This window comes from Aeribacillus sp. FSL M8-0254 (assembly GCF_038008845.1).
Lineage (GTDB): Bacteria > Bacillota > Bacilli > Bacillales > Aeribacillaceae > Aeribacillus > Aeribacillus composti.
Map to the genome: position 1 here is coordinate 3,540,613 of NZ_JBBOZY010000001.1, position 16,419 is coordinate 3,557,031.

At 35.5% G+C, this 16,419-nt stretch carries 16 protein-coding genes and 1 pseudogene; 1 reads left to right on the forward strand and 16 read right to left on the reverse strand.

Annotated elements, in window-relative coordinates:
* Positions 1 to 116 precede the first annotated feature (116 nt).
* The 16 genes and pseudogenes from NSQ44_RS17095 to NSQ44_RS17165 all read right to left on the reverse strand — a co-directional run bounded on the left by NSQ44_RS17095 (position 117) and on the right by NSQ44_RS17165 (position 14,600).
* The gene (locus NSQ44_RS17095; protein WP_340857792.1) at positions 117 to 1,130 is read right to left on the reverse strand and encodes a UDP-N-acetylglucosamine 4,6-dehydratase family protein; all 1,014 of its coding nucleotides are present in this window, start codon (positions 1,128 to 1,130) and stop codon (positions 117 to 119) included.
* 74 nt (positions 1,131 to 1,204) lie between these two features.
* Positions 1,205 to 2,347, reverse strand: a complete 1,143-nt coding sequence (locus tag NSQ44_RS17100; protein WP_340857794.1) for a glycosyltransferase family 4 protein — start codon at positions 2,345 to 2,347, stop codon at positions 1,205 to 1,207.
* A 1,042-nt stretch (positions 2,348 to 3,389) separates the two neighbouring features.
* Positions 3,390 to 4,583, reverse strand: coding sequence for an O-antigen ligase family protein (locus NSQ44_RS17105; protein WP_340857795.1), 1,194 nt, complete (start codon positions 4,581 to 4,583; stop codon positions 3,390 to 3,392).
* 101 nt (positions 4,584 to 4,684) lie between these two features.
* Positions 4,685 to 5,710 (reverse strand): polysialyltransferase family glycosyltransferase, encoded by a 1,026-nt coding sequence (locus NSQ44_RS17110; RefSeq protein WP_340857796.1) that lies wholly within the window; start codon positions 5,708 to 5,710, stop codon positions 4,685 to 4,687.
* 211 nt (positions 5,711 to 5,921) lie between these two features.
* Positions 5,922 to 6,121 (reverse strand): annotated as a pseudogene (locus NSQ44_RS19125) (ISNCY family transposase); the annotation flags it as partial.
* A 267-nt stretch (positions 6,122 to 6,388) separates the two neighbouring features.
* Entirely contained in the window at positions 6,389 to 7,618 is a 1,230-nt protein-coding gene (locus tag NSQ44_RS17115) for an oligosaccharide flippase family protein (protein WP_340857797.1), read from the reverse strand.
* A gap of 35 nt (positions 7,619 to 7,653) precedes the next feature.
* A complete protein-coding gene (locus tag NSQ44_RS17120; RefSeq protein ID WP_340858293.1) occupies positions 7,654 to 7,845 on the reverse strand; it encodes a DapH/DapD/GlmU-related protein in 192 nt (63 codons plus the stop codon).
* Between the two features lie 169 nt (positions 7,846 to 8,014).
* Complete coding sequence (locus NSQ44_RS17125; protein ID WP_340857798.1) at positions 8,015 to 8,521, reverse strand: IS630 family transposase; 507 nt, start codon at positions 8,519 to 8,521, stop codon at positions 8,015 to 8,017.
* A gap of 66 nt (positions 8,522 to 8,587) precedes the next feature.
* Entirely contained in the window at positions 8,588 to 9,064 is a 477-nt protein-coding gene (locus NSQ44_RS17130; RefSeq protein ID WP_445659514.1) for a helix-turn-helix domain-containing protein, read from the reverse strand.
* Between the two features lie 177 nt (positions 9,065 to 9,241).
* Positions 9,242 to 9,943, reverse strand: coding sequence for a sugar transferase (locus NSQ44_RS17135; RefSeq protein WP_445659515.1), 702 nt, complete (start codon positions 9,941 to 9,943; stop codon positions 9,242 to 9,244).
* Positions 9,944 to 9,957: 14 nt separating this feature from the next.
* The gene (gene galU / locus NSQ44_RS17140; protein ID WP_340858295.1) at positions 9,958 to 10,845 is read right to left on the reverse strand and encodes a UTP--glucose-1-phosphate uridylyltransferase GalU; all 888 of its coding nucleotides are present in this window, start codon (positions 10,843 to 10,845) and stop codon (positions 9,958 to 9,960) included.
* 643 nt (positions 10,846 to 11,488) lie between these two features.
* Positions 11,489 to 12,253 (reverse strand): tyrosine-protein phosphatase, encoded by a 765-nt coding sequence (locus NSQ44_RS17145; RefSeq protein ID WP_340858296.1) that lies wholly within the window; start codon positions 12,251 to 12,253, stop codon positions 11,489 to 11,491.
* Between the two features lie 95 nt (positions 12,254 to 12,348).
* Positions 12,349 to 13,047 (reverse strand): CpsD/CapB family tyrosine-protein kinase, encoded by a 699-nt coding sequence (locus NSQ44_RS17150; RefSeq protein WP_117017292.1) that lies wholly within the window; start codon positions 13,045 to 13,047, stop codon positions 12,349 to 12,351.
* Entirely contained in the window at positions 13,037 to 13,783 is a 747-nt protein-coding gene (locus tag NSQ44_RS17155) for a YveK family protein (protein ID WP_066248041.1), read from the reverse strand. The genes NSQ44_RS17150 and NSQ44_RS17155 overlap by 11 nt, the downstream gene beginning before the upstream one ends.
* Positions 13,784 to 13,946: 163 nt before the next feature.
* Complete coding sequence (locus NSQ44_RS17160; protein WP_339210625.1) at positions 13,947 to 14,081, reverse strand: hypothetical protein; 135 nt, start codon at positions 14,079 to 14,081, stop codon at positions 13,947 to 13,949.
* Between the two features lie 375 nt (positions 14,082 to 14,456).
* Positions 14,457 to 14,600 carry a hypothetical protein gene (locus NSQ44_RS17165; protein WP_198318547.1) on the reverse strand — a complete coding sequence of 48 codons (144 nt, stop codon included), beginning with the start codon at positions 14,598 to 14,600 and terminating at the stop codon, positions 14,457 to 14,459.
* 178 nt (positions 14,601 to 14,778) lie between these two features.
* Here NSQ44_RS17165 and NSQ44_RS17170 point away from each other — a divergent pair, with 178 nt between their 5' ends.
* Complete coding sequence (locus NSQ44_RS17170; protein ID WP_340857801.1) at positions 14,779 to 16,392, forward strand: SWIM zinc finger family protein; 1,614 nt, start codon at positions 14,779 to 14,781, stop codon at positions 16,390 to 16,392.
* Positions 16,393 to 16,419: the final 27 nt, after the last annotated feature.

A 16,419-nucleotide genomic window follows, 5' to 3' on the forward strand; every position in this document is an offset into this window, starting at 1 on the left:
TTATCCCTACATCACGCAACCATTTGAAGGTTACTTAAATGTCTTCTTCCGATTGAGCCAAACCCAACGAACAATATCTTCACATTATCACCTTTTTATCAAAAAATCATATATTTTTATCTAAAAGACAGCCCTTCCCGCTGTAATAATTCTAATATTGCGTTCTTATTTAATTTTGGCGCATTTAAGGAAGAATACTCCTCATACTTTGCTTTTACAAACCCAGCATATTCATAACTCTTAGCCCTGTCATTAATGCTTGAAGGAATTAAAAACATCTCATCATTGCATAACGCCCTTTCAGATTCATCCAGAGTCATAAGTTCTTCGTAAAGCTTTTCTCCTGGTCTAATTCCTATTTCTCTAATTCTTGGTTCGAATTTTATGCCATAAGCTTTCTCATAATCTTCTATCAATACTTCTGCTAAATCTAAAATATTCAAAGAAGGCATTTTTAATATAAACAACTCTCCACCCCGAGCATATTCCGCAGCTTTTAAAACTAAGTTTGCTGCCTGAGGAATAGACATCATAAATCTTGTCATTCTTCTATCTGTTAAAGTAATTGGTTTGCCACTCCTAATTTGTTCCTTAAATAAAGGTATAACAGAACCTCTTGAACCCATTACATTTCCAAATCTTACACAAGAAAAAACTGTTTTATGTGCACCTTTATAATAATCGGCTGCACTTATTAATTTCTCGGATAATAATTTTGTAGCCCCCATAGTATTCATTGGGTTAACTACTTTATCAGTGCTGATAGAAATAACTTTCTTAACTTCATTAGCAAGGGCTGCTTCAATTACATTTTGTACCCCTATAACATTCGTTTTGACTGCTTCAAACGGATTATACTCACACGCAGGAACATGCTTTAATGCCGCAGCATGAAAGATATAGTCTACCTCTTCAGTTGCGTACAACAGCCTCTGTTTATCCCTTACATCACCTATCAAATATCTTATATTATCATACTCATGAAGTTCTTGTTGCATTAAAAACTGTTTACTCTCGTCACGACTAAGAATTCTTATAGACTTCGGATTATGCAGTAATAATTGACGAACTATTTCGCTACCTATTGAACCTGTACCACCGGTAACTAGTATTGTTTTATTTTCAAACATTGTAATAATACTCCTTTATAAAAATATTTCCCCTTCCAAAATAATTATTCACCATTTATTTACTATGAAATTAGTTAATCATTAATAGTTTGACCATTAAATTTTTCGTCTATGCACTTCTGTACAAAAGCAGAAAATTCCCTTTTAAACCTATCTACTGAAAAAGCTTCTGCATTTTCACGACAGTAGTAAGGAGAAAACTGCTCACTCATGTCTTCAAAAATTTTGACAGCTTCAATAATTGATTCTGGAGTTTGCTTTTTGAAAAATACACCTGTCGGTTTAGTATTACTTATATCCCTTACTGTTTCTAATGCTCCACCTTTACCGTAAGCTATTACAGGGGTACCACATGCTTGTGCTTCTACGGGAACAATGCCAAAATCTTCTTCTGCTGCAAATACAAATGCTTTCGCCTTTTGCATATATTCTCTGAGTACCTCAAAAGGTTGATATCCCATTAAATGTATATTAGATCCTGCTATACTTTTAATTTTGTGAAAATCAGGTCCGTCTCCTATTACTACCAATTTTTTATCAGGCATTTTATTAAAAGATTCTACTATTAAATCAATCTTTTTATAGGGAACCATTCTAGAGGCTGTTAAATAGAATTCTTCCTTTTTCGTATGAAGATTAAAGCTATGAACATCTACTGGCGGATAGATAACTTCCACTTCTCTTCTGTAGCATTTCCAAATCCTTCTTGCAATAAAAGAAGAATTTGCAATGAGATAATCTACACTATTAGTCGTTCTAGCATCCCATATTCTAATCTTATGCAGTAGATACCTTGCTAAAAGTCCTTTTAATCCGTGATTCAATCCTGATTCTTCTAGATACTGATGCTGTAGATCCCATGCGTATCGGATAGGAGAATGCACATATGATATATGCAATTGATCAGGTCCTGTTATGGCTCCTTTAGCAACTGCATGGCTACTCGATATAATTACATCATATTTAGAAAGATCTAATTGTTCTATAGCTAAAGGCATTAAAGGAAGATAATTGCGATATTTTTTCTTAGCAAAAGGTAATTTTTGAATAAATGTAACAGCTGCCCTTTTATTTTGAATTAATTTTCTTTTGTCATCATCTAAAAAATCTACTACGCTATATAAATCTGCATTAGGATATATCTCTATAATTTTTTCCAGAACTTTTTCTGCTCCCGCGTATGTCACTAACCAATCGTGAACAATAGCAATTTTCATAAGATTACTTCCCCTCGAAACAAGAATTATTTAAAATTTTTTGTTATTTTACAATAATATAGAAATGGCTCTACACCATAAAATGCACTTGATTTTTTGAACAAGATATGTCCCTGTTTCTAACCGGCCTCGCAATGCAAATCGTTGAGTGCTTCGATAGCCATATGCTCATCGTTTGAGCCATTTTATTATTTGTCCCTTCCATGATGCCGTTCGAATAAGGGAAAAGGGCACACGAAAAAATAATACTTCTCATTGAGTGACAAGCACCGCAACATAATCATTAAAGAGATACCGATCGAACCATTGCTTTAAGTGAATATCCACCTGCTTCTTCATTTCACTTTTGAGTACGTAACAAAGATGTTGCAGCGATTGGTACAAATGACGTAACAGAGCGTCTTCTTGACACCACTCTCGTTTGATAACCATCTCAGAAGCATACCGATAATAAGACCATTGTTCGACAGTCGTGTAGGTAAGTTGAAAAAAACGAACAACTTCTCGAATGGTTTCTCCGACACACGATGGAACGATCCAACGTTGAAATGATTCTGTCGCAATGCCGTGATCAGGAATCCCCGGATAGGACACGGTAAGCGGAAGATGATAAGTCCGGCAACGGTCATCGGACGAGAAAGTTCAATCCAAAATAAGCCAGTGGAATGGCAATACCCATGAATCCATTGGCGCTTCTTCGATGACATTTTCTTCGTACATTCGTAACAAACAGGACAGATTGGACAACTAGGCGCAGGAGAAAGTTCGAAAATTGGTAAAGAGATCAAATCATTTTTGATAAACTGGGATAGCAAGTGAAATTTCCTCCTTGGTTACGGTTTGATCACCTTTACCATACAGGAAATTTCAATTGTTTAAATTCCTTTGAATGTTTTCTTCATTTCATGTATATCAAAAGCCCCTTCATTTGGTTCACTTCGATTATAAAAAACAACCTCATCGAGTGTCCAAATTCATCAAGGGGCTAATGAGCTATCACATATAACAAACACAAATTTATTTGATGAAACAAACCCTACTTTCAAAAGAATTTACATAAGTAGGCATTTCTCCTTGATAATGAGACTAGGTAAGCAAATACCATACCATAAATCCAACTAGTTTGCGATACTAAAAGATGAGAGTCAAAAAAATTACTTAAAAAGAAAATTAATGTAATAGGTATCCCAATAATTAATCCTCTGTTTCTATTATTTGATATTTTTATAAAGTATAAACACATAATTATAAACATTAAAGTAGTTATAAGACCAGATTCATATAATAACTGCAAAATCATATTATGTGTTGATTCAAACACTCTACCATAGATAGGAATCTGAAAGGAACCCCAACCATCTCCAAATAGGAAACTTATTATATTTCTTTGTTGAATGTCATTTATCGCTATTTTCCAAACTAAGATACGCCCTGTCCCTCCATCTGTCTCAAGCATAGCAAACCTTTCAATAACCTTATTAATCAAGCTGAATTTACTCTCTAAATAAAAGCCAACTATTAATATAACAAATAAATGGAAAAACACTTTTAAGTGCTGTAATAAACCTAATTCATTCCTTTTTTTCATTTTATCTAAAACATAATAGAGACTAAGAGCTCCAATAAGAGAAATCCATCCTCCTCTAGAAAACAGTATTAAAATAAAAACTCCATCAAACAGTATAATTGTTTTAAGAATAGTTTTTATTCTAGAACTAAAAATATCATTCTTAATTAATGAAATTTTTAACATTATATTTAAAGATACAAGATATGCAAAGTTATTAAAACCACCCATACTCTCATTATTTAATCTAGATTTATAATCAAGATTATTGATATCGTAACTTATTAGTGATACTAATTCCTTTAAACTCAATGATATTGTCAATATTAATAATAAGATTAAATTTTGTTTTTCATTAGTCTTAGCAAAGATAAATCTAAATAGAAAATATCCTACGATAAACACAGTAATCTTTATAAAATTACTAAATGTAGAAGAATCCCCTCTTAACCCAAAAAATGTAGTAAAATAAAATAATAATACAACAATATCTGCATAGAATATTTTAAAATCTCTTATCTTATTTATAAGAATATAGAATATGATAAAAGTTACAAGGAATGCGATTGTAATGTGACTAAAATAGACTACAATACTGCCCTTGCTTATAATAGGTGTGTTAAAGACGATAGATAAAATCAAAAATAGAATTGAAAAAATGAGCAACAACGGAATACACCCTCTACTCTTAATGAACATACTGCAAAACGCAAATCAGTTTATAAATCAACATAAAAAGTTAACACTCATACAAAGAATAAACAACAATGTTAGTTAAGAAATTCATCTAGATTAAAAATTCGATTTTCTTTTGGAATCTTAGATGTTAAGTCCTCTAAATTTACACTATTTAAATTCAGTGCATCAAATACATAATATGCATCCTTATAACCATAGATATTAACTAGGTTAAATATCGCGCTTGATATCGGTGAAACCGCTATAGCTCTTCGATTAATAACTAATAGTTCAGCAATGCTATCATCATGTATTATTAATTCTTTAGGTAGACCTCTAAACTTTTTCAAATTCTCTCTAGGATGTGGCTTTATATAAAATTTATATCCCTTTTCTAAAGCTTTGTGATATAGCTTATTTATTGCTCCTAATTCTTCTTCAAGTGACAAATAATTAATCTCAGATAGAGGTTGACTTATATATATTATTTCTTTGATTTTACATGAACTAGTAGGCTCTATTGAAAAAGGTTCCTTTATTAATGATAAAGTTTCTACATTGAATCTAGATAATTCTGGGTTTAAGCAAAAATGTTTGGCAATCAACTTATTTGAGCCATATCCCTTAAATAACTGCCTACCATAACCTAAGAACATTTTAATTATACTCTTAAATACATAGTCTATTTTTTTTTGTGCTGACAAGTCTATATAATGTATAAGACCATCTTCTACTAAATATCTATCTTCAACTTTATATTTCTTAGCAATCTTAATTAAATTTACATAAAACGGAAGATTGTCAGTAAAGACATATAATGTGTTTATTTTATTTTCTTTGAATATCCTTTCAAAAAGTTCTATATTGCTATTATTTGCTTTAATATTTTCAGCCAAAAAACTAAAAAAATTAAAAAACAATGTTTTATAATTAAAACGATTTAACAATTTATTACTTTGAGCATATACTATAGATTTAGCATCATCTTTAAAAACATTCAAAGCTATATTTTGATACGGGTAGATAAGTAATATAGTTTTTTCTTTCTCAACAATTTTTTTTAAAAAATTCCTATACAAAAACAAATGATATGGTGAATGTAATGACACTAAATTCATTAGATATCACTCTCTCTTTCTTTATATATTAAGTCCAACTTGATTTTTCAGCATGTGAATACATCACAATTGCATGAAAAAAGCACTCCAAAAAAAATTAGACCTACTCATATGGCGGATTTTTAAGTTGGATTTATATTAGGTATATAAAATGGTGAATAGTGTTGCAAAACTAGAGTAAAAACTCGAAGTTATGTATAAGGATATAACATCACACATGCAGTACATATCGATAAAATCCATTCCATCGTGGCTGTTCCAACCTGTTACTCTTTTACTCATTAATCATTAAATACCCGTTCCATCTCACGGCGAAGCCCAAGCATTGGTCAAATCTTTTTTTCAAAAAGACAGGTAGAACCCTGCCATAGGCGCTTTCCGTTCCACGCTATTGTGGCGGTTGATGGGTGTATTCATTTACGCAAGGAACCAATGGAACAATAGGTTTTAAAAAAAATAACTTTAAACAAAGATTTTTCGACACCGACAGCCTTCCTGTCTTAAACGTTGTTTTCAGCAACGGTAATGAGTCAATATGTCGAGATAGTAAAACCATACATGTTCACTGTTCAAATGAAAATCATGATAGTATCCCCTTAGTTTGGTCGCTGTATATAATTTCTAATATGATGGATTTTTATATGTATTTATTCATCCGTTTTGCATTATTCAGCATATTCATAACTTATTAATCCTTTGAATAAATATTATTTTTAATATAAATAATGAGGTTGTTGCTAAAAAATTACTAATAGCAGTACCTATTATCCCTAATCTAGGAACTAAAATAATGTTAGACAAAATAGAAACTATGAGTGAACCCAATGCACTAAACATGATATATTTATCAACTTTGCGAACATATAAAGCATAGTGAGGAATATATGACAATATGTTCATAAAAACTGAAAATAACAATATCCAATAAACATGTATATTTTTATAGTATATAGCATTGTTAGAAACAAGAAGCACAATTTGAATACCTATAACAGCTAAAATTATAACAATCAAACCACCCAAACTCCCAAAAATGGATATTTTTTTCATTATTTTTTTATATTCTTCAAAATTCCCATTTTGATAACTCTTAATTAGCTTAGGATATAGAATAGTAAAAACTCCAGTAACTATAAAGGTTAAAACCGTATTTGTTATATTAGAGTAGTAAGTATATATCCCTACCTTTTCAGTTCCCTCGAATTTTTTTAATACAATCCTTTCTAAAAAAGGTATTAATTGGATGCAAATAGAGGACAACAGGAAAATTAAGGAGTTCAATACCCCTGTCTTTATCCATTTCCAATTTATTTGTTGATTTTTTATAACAGACCAATCCAATTTCTTTAAACCATATAATGTTAAAATAATACTAAACAATCCACCTAAAAACCATGCCAAAAGAGCAACATTTAAACTTTGAATCTTATCAAAAAAAACAAACAGTATAATCAATATATATATCCAGATTCCACTTCTAATGAAAAGTATAAAATTTGCGAATATCGGTCGTGATAAAGTTATTAACAATCTATAACATTCTTGAGATAAGTGCTCAGATACAAGCAACAAATAAAATATTAAGAAATAATTCCATTGTATTAAGTTAAAAACAAATAGAAAAAGACATATTGGCAGTATTACAACATATAACAATAAATGAAAAATAAACTGATCTCTAATAAGAATTGGTACGTTATTTTGATCACTTTTTAGTATCTCCCTAGTATTATAAATATAAAAATCTGCTCCTAAAATATATATTACAACAGATATACTTGCTGTTATGAGACCATAATCACCTAACTGTTTTGGACCTAGAAACCTAGCTATAAATATTAAAAATATAAATTTGCTTAATAAAGTAAGGCTTCTAAGAAGAATAGATAAGATACTCTGTACAATCAAAGTAAAAACTCCTAAACAATTATTTTATTTTTTTATCACCCTTGTCGGATTACCAACCGCAACAGTATAAGGTGTGGTACATCTTTAGTAACAACACTCCCAGCCCCAACAACAGAGTGTTCTCCTACTGTAACCCCGGGAAGAATAATGCTATTAGCCCCAATCCAACAACCCCTTTTTAAAACAACTTTTTTAGCTTTAGAATGTCCTTGTTCAGATATTAAAATAAAATATTAGGATTGCGATACTCATGATTTGCTACGTAAACATGAACTCCTGATCCAATCAGTACATCATCTTCAATAATTATTTTCCCTTCGCTATCATCGGGACTTGCAAAAAGCATTGTACCAGGTCTTATTACTACATTTCTACCTATATATATTTTAGAGCAATTTATAGCATAAGCATAAGGTCTAAAATTAGCTCCTTCACCAAAATAAGCAAATCAAAGCGAGTAATGGATTGGGTAATGTCATTTTGATCCTTGTGAAAAACGTTGGCAATCACCTCATCTTTCAACCACTTCCATAACCGTTCAATCGGGTTCAACTGTGGAGAATACGGTGGAAAAAAGATGAAATGAAAAGCAGCACCTTCCTCGCTATCAAGAAAGGCTTGTACCATCTTGGCATGATGAATACGCGCATTGTCCAACACAAGCACGAGGAATCGATCAGCATATTTCTCTTTCAATCGGCGCAAAAAGTCAAGGAACGTTTCGGCATTGGCAGATGATGCACAATGAAACACCACATCGCCTTGTTGAACGTCAACTGCACCAAAAATGGACACATGGTCATGGTGTCCGTAGCTTGGCACCTGTTTCTGATTCCCTACTTCTGCCCATGTCGTACGCAACGCTTGATAGGCACGAACATGTGTCTCATCCACATAAAACATGGTAACATTCTCGGTAATTAGTTTTTTTTTATAAATTCAAGTTCTCTTTGAAAAGCAGCTTGACGCTTAGCGTCTCCTTTGACTATACGTCGGGCGTGTCCATGACAAACGCAAACGATGCAACAACTTGCGAATGCCCTCCTGTGACATGGAAACACCATAGGTTTGTTGAATGTAAGATTGTAAAATACGCGTGTTCCATGACGAAGCGATGCCCCAGCCAGCATCCACAGGTGTAGTAGTTAACACGAGTTGTCTGATTTCTTGTTGTTGTTCTTCCGTAAGAAACGGCACGCGACCAGGTGGTAAGCGACGATCGAGTAGATGATCGAGCCCACCTTGATTAAAACGTGCAACGTAGAGGACAACCGATTGACGGCATACGTTGACCATTTTCGCGACATCTTTACCGAGGTGACCTTCCATGACAAGACGAACAGCGGTCACCCGAACGCGAAGCGAAGCATCTTTGATTTTCCGTTCTTGTTTCCGAAGTGTTCGAGGCGTCCAACCGTGATCATTTGTGATTTTCAAACGTTTCATGCCAATTCCGCTCCTTTTGTATAGAAATATTTAGGAGCAGTATAGCCATGAAAAAAGGTGTTCATACAGAAGTCATGGTTTTAAGGTGCATGTATATAGTCTGTCTGCCTCTTCCCACCATTTAATTCTTTTAATAAACTCTTGAAACGAAAACATTCTATTCCCCCTATCCAGAGCTTAATATGCTCCTTTTCCTGAGATAACACCTATAAAAGTTTTTAAAATTATTTTTAAATCAAGCATTAGAGACTGATTATATATATAGAAAAGCTCTAAATTTACTCTTTCAGGATAGTCTATACTACTTCTTCCACTCACAGCCCAATAACCGGTTATCCCTGGTTTTACTGACAGAAATTCATTTACTCTATTACCATACTCTCTTAATTCCTCAAAAACCACTGGTCTCGGTCCAACCAAACTCATTTCCCCTTTTAATACATTAATCAGTTGGGGAATTTCATCAAGGCTAGTTTTGCGTAAGAAGCGTCCTAAATTTGTAATTCTTGGATCTTCATGTGGTTCTAACTTATAATTGTTTCTTAAATATTTTTCATAAAGTTCTTTATCTGCTTTCAGTTTCTCCTCTGCTTTAACAATCATGGAGCGAAATTTATAAATATAAAATTTTTTTCCGTTTTTCCCTACACGAATTTGTTTGAAAAAAATCGGTCCTTTCGAGTCACCGAATAAATAGAAGATGCTAATAATCAAAAAAAGTGGGCTTGTTAAAATAAGTCCAATGATTGCTCCGACAATATCCATTGTTCTTTTTGTAATAGCGTATAGTTTAGATGTATCTTCTAAACTTTGAAAGGAAGTGTATTCTACGCTGTGATTAGAAGCAAATACTTTTTGTACAGAATTCGACTTCGACAACTCCCCGTCCCCCTTTATTTCTCTTCTACTTTCATATCGCTTAATATTTTCTCCATGAATTGAATAAGATCTTCTCTTAACTCCTGATTCTGCAATGCAAATTCAATAGTCGTCTGTATAAAACCTACTTTCTCCCCAACATCATACCGTTTTCCTTCGAAGTTGTAGGCGAAGACACGTTGAATTTCGTTCAGTTTTTGGATGGCGTCTGTTAACTGGATTTCGCCGCCAGCTCCGATTTTTTGTTCTTCTAAAAACCGGAAAATTTCAGGTGTCAGTATGTACCTACCCATAATGGCGAGATTGGATGGCGCTGTTCCTCTTGCCGGCTTTTCGACGAAGTTTTTGACTTCGTATCGGCGGCCCGTTTGTTCGAGCGGCTCGATGATGCCGTAGCGGTGTGTTTCTTCTTCAGGAACAGGCTGTACGCCGATGATCGATGCTCCCGTTTTTCCATATTCGTCCATTAGCTGTTTTAAGCAAGGCTTGTCCGCCTGCACGATGTCATCTCCAAGAAGCACCGCAAACGGTTCGTCGCCGATGAATTTTCGGGCGCACCAGACAGCATGTCCAAGCCCTTTTGGTTCCTTTTGCCGTATGTAATGAATATCTACTTTGGAAGATTGGCGCACTTTTTCCAAGAGATCAAATTTTTCTTTTTCCACTAAATTTTGTTCAAGCTCAAAGTTGTTGTCAAAATGATCTTCGATCGCTCTTTTTCCTTTTCCGGTGACGATGATGATGTCCTCAATTCCGGATTCGATCGCTTCCTCTACTATGTATTGAATCGTCGGTTTATCAACGATCGGCAGCATTTCTTTCGGCATCGCTTTCGTTGCAGGCAAAAATCTTGTTCCGAGCCCCGCAGCTGGTATGATGGCTTTCCTCACTTTTTTCAATATACTCACTCACTTCCCTTTGTACTTTTTGTTTATACGAACCTACGTATAATCTATTCATCAATAGAGCATACGTAGATACATATCGGTTTTGAAAAAAAATAACCACTTGATGTCGTTCCCAGTGGTTTTCCAGTTCACTTCTTAGTTTTAACATTTTTTGTTAAAATACACCAACCATAGCTCTCCCTAGTTCAGTAATTGTTTTGCTTTCAATTCTGTATGTTTTTCAGGCATCTCATTTATTATCAAAGCTTAATGTCTTTTTGAGCAAGTTTTTATCAAAAATTTTTTTCTTAGTATTACGATGCTTCATTCCTCGCCGTTTTCTATTTTTTGCACTTGTTTCACATTTATCATCATGAATTAGTATTATCCTTCCTTATAAGACAGCCGAAGGATACTTTAACAGCTGCTCATTCATTTTGGCACCCATTAATAATTTCTTTTGTTTATAAACCGGGCATCTAACCCGCCCTCACACCGCACCATCGACGACTAGCGTCTAAGGTGTCCTTTTGGAAGCACCCACAGTGCGGCCGAGTGCCTCTATTGATAAAGGTAAAGAGACATCACCTTTAAAAAAATTCTAAAAAACAATATATTATATAGAAAAGGCGCTAATAGCCATTCAATATATTGTAGTTTAGAAAATTCCAAAAAACTTCTTTTTTTTGATGCGTTCGGGAGGTTCTTTGTAAATCGCTTCGTTTCGGATGACGCAGTCGGCGTTATCTTTGAAATATTCGACCGCATCTAAGCCGAATTGTTCTTCCACTTCCGCAAAAGCTTCCTGCATGTGAAAGCTCCTATACTTCAAATCGTGCGCATCTGAAGCAATAAAATGGACAAGATTGGCATTTAGTAACTCGAAAGAAAATTTTTTAATTTTGCTGCCAAACGTCCCCGTAATGCTTGCTGCTGTCAGCTGGGCTGTTGCCCCCTGCTTGACCAGTTTGTACAATAGGTCGGGATTTTGCGCAATTTCGCTGTTTCTCTCTGGATGGGCAATGATCGGATTCAGCCCGGCCATCATCATATCAAATATCAACCGTTCCGCATATCTTGGCACATGGTTTGAAGGAAACTCAATTAAAAAATAGTTTGACTGATTTAAACCGCCGCAGTTCCCAGCTGAAAAGTCCTCAAGCAGTTCCCCGTACAGCCGAATCTCCTGGCCGGGAACAACTGTAAGCGGAATTCCTTCCTGTTTCAATGTTTCATTCAATTTTTCTGTCTTTTCTTTAACGGAGTTCCATTCATTATCAAACTTCCCGTTTTTATGGTGCGGTGTTGCGGTAATGACCGAAATCCCTTGACGGACAGCCGCTCGCGCCATTTCGATACTTTCAGTCAAATGCTTCGCTCCATCGTCCACTTCCGGCAATATATGACAGTGCAGATCAATAATCATACGACACCATCCTTCAAATCACGGAAAAAAATCAGATATTCTCATTTTAAACAAGTAGACTGTTTTTTTCAAAGAAAAATAGGAAAAAATACCTAATTTTTCCCGCCGTAATAATAGTAATAATGGCTGTCTTTCTGCGGCTTGCCGTTTAATACAACTCCTAGCAGCTTGCTTTTTGCCGACAACAATGATTCTTTTCCTTTTAACGCTGCTTCTCTCTCCGTTTTTCCGCTTGCCACCACCATGATCGACGCATCGACTTGATTAGCCAAAATTTGCGCATCCGCTACCGCTAAAAGAGGCGGAGAATCAATAATCACAATGTCGTAATGATCATAAGCTTCTTTGAGCAGCTCCACCATGCTTCTCGATGACAAAAGCTCGGCTGGATTCGGAGGAATCGGTCCGCTCGTTAAAACGTCCAAATGATCAACTTCACTTACCGACACAGCTTCCTGTAAAGTCGCATTTCTTAACAGCACGCTCGTCAATCCGTGAATGTTTTGCAGCCGGAATGTATAATGAACTGTCGGTTTGCGCAAATCGGCGTCAATTAACAGCACCTGCTTCCCTTGCTGAGCAAACACAACAGCCAAGTTTGCCGCCGTTGTCGACTTCCCTTCTCCAGGGCCAGTTGATGTAATCATGATTGAACGAATTTCATGGTCCACAGACGAAAATTGAATGTTTGTCCTAATCGTCCGGTATTGTTCAGAGATCGGCGATTTCGGGTTTAGCGCCGTGATCAATGTGCGCTGTTTTTGCTTCATTCCTTTCGCTCTAGGCGCCATACGTCTCACCCCTGACTCTCGATTTTTTGACCGCTTGATTCATTGTCGAACTGTTCATTTCATTATCCATTTCAGAAATTGCCCCAAGCACAGGAAGCTCCAAAAGCTTCTCAATATCCTGCTCCGTCTTTACCGTGTTGTCAAGATATTCAAGCAAAAACGCAAGTCCGACGCCGGCCATCAATCCGACAACAAACGCAATCGCCATATTTAACACAGGCTTCGGCTTGACAGGGGAAGCATTCTCTTTCACTTCCGCTTTCGACAAAATGTTGACATTGTCAACGTTCATAATATTTTTAATTTCCTTTTGGAAAACGCTCGCGATCGTGTTGGCAATATTTGCTGCATGATTCGGGTCAGGATCTTGAACGGAAATGTTGACGACCTGCGAGTCCTTTTCGCTTCCGACCGTAATTTTTTCATTTAATTCATCGACCGTCTCGTTTAAACCCAGCTCTTCAATCACCAGCTCCAAAATTCTTGGACTTTTAATAATGACATTGTATGTATTAATGAGCTGCAAATTCGTTTGAATTTCGTTGTATTGAAAAGCGGCTTGGTCATCCTTCGTTTGGTTGACTAAAATTTGGGTGGAAGCTTGATAAATCGGAGTAATAAAAAAATAGCTGACAATGCCGCTTGCCGCCGTTGCAATCGCCGTAATGAGAATAATTAAGCTGATCCGTTTTTTCAATGTATCCAATATCTCTTTTAAACTAATTGTTTCTTCCATGTTTACCTCCGTTGCAAAAAATGTCATTACCTATCAATTTATTATAATATTAAATTCTTCCAACATCTAGTTGATTCGACAATTTTTATAGAGAATTTTGTCCTTTTTCAGAAAAAAGCGCAAGGAGGCGAATCGCTTCAATTCACCTCCTTACACTTTCTTCCTACATCGTATTCAGCAAAATTGCAGAAGCCACCCCAATGGCAACAGCAAAAACCGGAAAAATGATATAAAGGCACATTTTTTTAATTTTTCTTCTTGCCTCGATTTCTTCCGGTGTCAACCATTGACCCTTCAACCCTTCACCCTCCCCTTCCCCTGATGCGCTTCTCCTAGCAAATACCAAGAAAGCGTCATCAAAAACTTCACAAATCCTTACAAAAATAATATGAAGTAAGAACTACATTACCCATATCGGTCAGCTGCCTTATGATGTTTACAGGAAAAAAGGCTTATTTTTAGTTCGGAGGAGATAGAACAATCAAACGTTCCCTAGCTTTTAAAACATGCAGAATGAAAGGAGATGTCAGATAAGTCACTTAAAATAAATCAAGTAGAGAAAAACAAACCTTTTTTCTCTACTTGATTTCGTATATTTCTATTTTTGTTTGAAAGTATCTGGCGGATGCCAGCTACTTTCAGTATGTTGCGGGATAATGCCACAATCCCACAGCTATGATACATACACCTTTTTAATCTCATGTTCAAGCTGTTTTAACAATTCTTTCGTTGTGACATGTTCGTTCGTTTCACCTTGCTTATACGCATTAAGGAGAATTTTCAGAAATTCATCCTGGATTTTCTTTGTCTCTTCCATTCTGAAAAATTTCCTTTCTTCATATTTTTACAAAAATAAACAGCAAGATATGACAATTATACTAACATCAAATCAAAGTTGCAATAGTTTACTAGACAAGAATCGTGTTCAATTTCGCATTTTGCGCTATAATCGTAAGGAACGTGTTGCCTATAAACGACAAAGGAGCGAACTTCTCATGCCTTCCCATATATTCGATAAAGAATTAGTGCTTCATTGTTCAGAACAAGTGATAAACATGCTTTCCCCTGAAACAGAGGAACACCGTGAGTGGATAAAAAAAGGGTTTCTTTTATATAGACAAGGAAACGTGTTTAATGTCAAGCAGGAAGGAATATTTATTTCGGCGGCTGTTGAGGACGTAAAGCGCGCATATGTCAAGCTTGATTTGGAATATTTTCAGCTGTCAAGCTGCTCCTGTTCTAATGAGTTTCCATGCCGTCATCTCATTGCTGTTTTTTTATATATTTATGCATTTACAGACGATCTCGGTAATTTTTTTAGCAAATGGAAAGAAAATCCAAACAAAAAACTTGTCATGTGGAAGGAGGAAGGCTTGATTCAAAAAGGAATGAAGCCGAGTGAACAATCGGCCGAAGATTGGGCGGAGCTTTTTAAAGCCGAACTGGACAATGTCGAAACGCTCTTCGGTACACAAAGAATTTATGCGATTTGGTATAAAGTGTATCCGCTTCTGAAAAAAAAGGAGCCTGAAAACCGAGAATTAAAACCTCTCTACCATATCATGCTGGCAAGTAGTCTGCTTGTTGAAATTTGCCGTTTTTGCCATCAAAACGAACCAAATACAAATTCGCCAGCTCTTTTCCAGTATGCTGCTCAGGTGATAGAAGAATTGCAGCTTGAGATCATTGAACATGTAAAGCAAATCAAAACAACGCCTTTACCTTTTTCCGCTGATCCCATTTTACATGACATGAGGGATCACATCCGCGAGCTTTTGTTTTGCGGCAAAGCTTTTCTTTACGAGCGAGTCGTTATTTACCGGATCATCTGGGAGTATTTATTGAACCGAAAAAAGTGGATAGAAGAAGAGCGGACGATGCTTGAACATCGAAAAGATGATGAAATGAAAAAAGGCGGTTTGTTCATTCTTGAATGCGAACTCGCTATTTTCCATTTTGATTTTTTGGACAAAAACGATGACCGCATCATCCATTATTTGAACGAAACTGAGCTTCCACTTTTGCCGTTATTGTTTGATTGGATTATATCGATGAATAAACGAAAAGAATTTAAACGGTTCCGAAAATGGGTTCCGGTAATTCTTGATCAAGCCAATTTGTATATTCAAGTAGAATATTTTTACGATCGACAAGAAACGATATATTATTTATTAAATGAGTTTGAACATTACCGTGCTCAAGTTGGGGATGACGAGACGTTCGAACACGCTTGCCGAAAGCTTCTTCCGTACAGCTATGCAGTTTATCATGAATATTTAATAGAAAAAGGCCTGTTTCATACATGGGCGGAGCTTCAGCTTTCGATCGGTTTCTCTCTAGATGATGTAGAGAGCCGGCTTCTTACTGTCATTGAAAAAAAAGCACCCGGTGTGCTGCTTCCCCTCTTGCATCAAGAAATTGCCGGCAAAATCGCTGCCAAAAACCGATCAAGCTACAAAGACGCTGTGAAATATTTAAAAAGGCTGAAACGCGTTTATAAAAAAATGGGCGATATGGACACTTGGGAACACTATTTTCAGCATATTACGAGCGAGTATAAACGCCTTCGCGCTTTTCAAGAGGAGCTCGTAAAAGGGAAATTGATGTAATGTATAGGTTAAAGATCAAAAGTATTC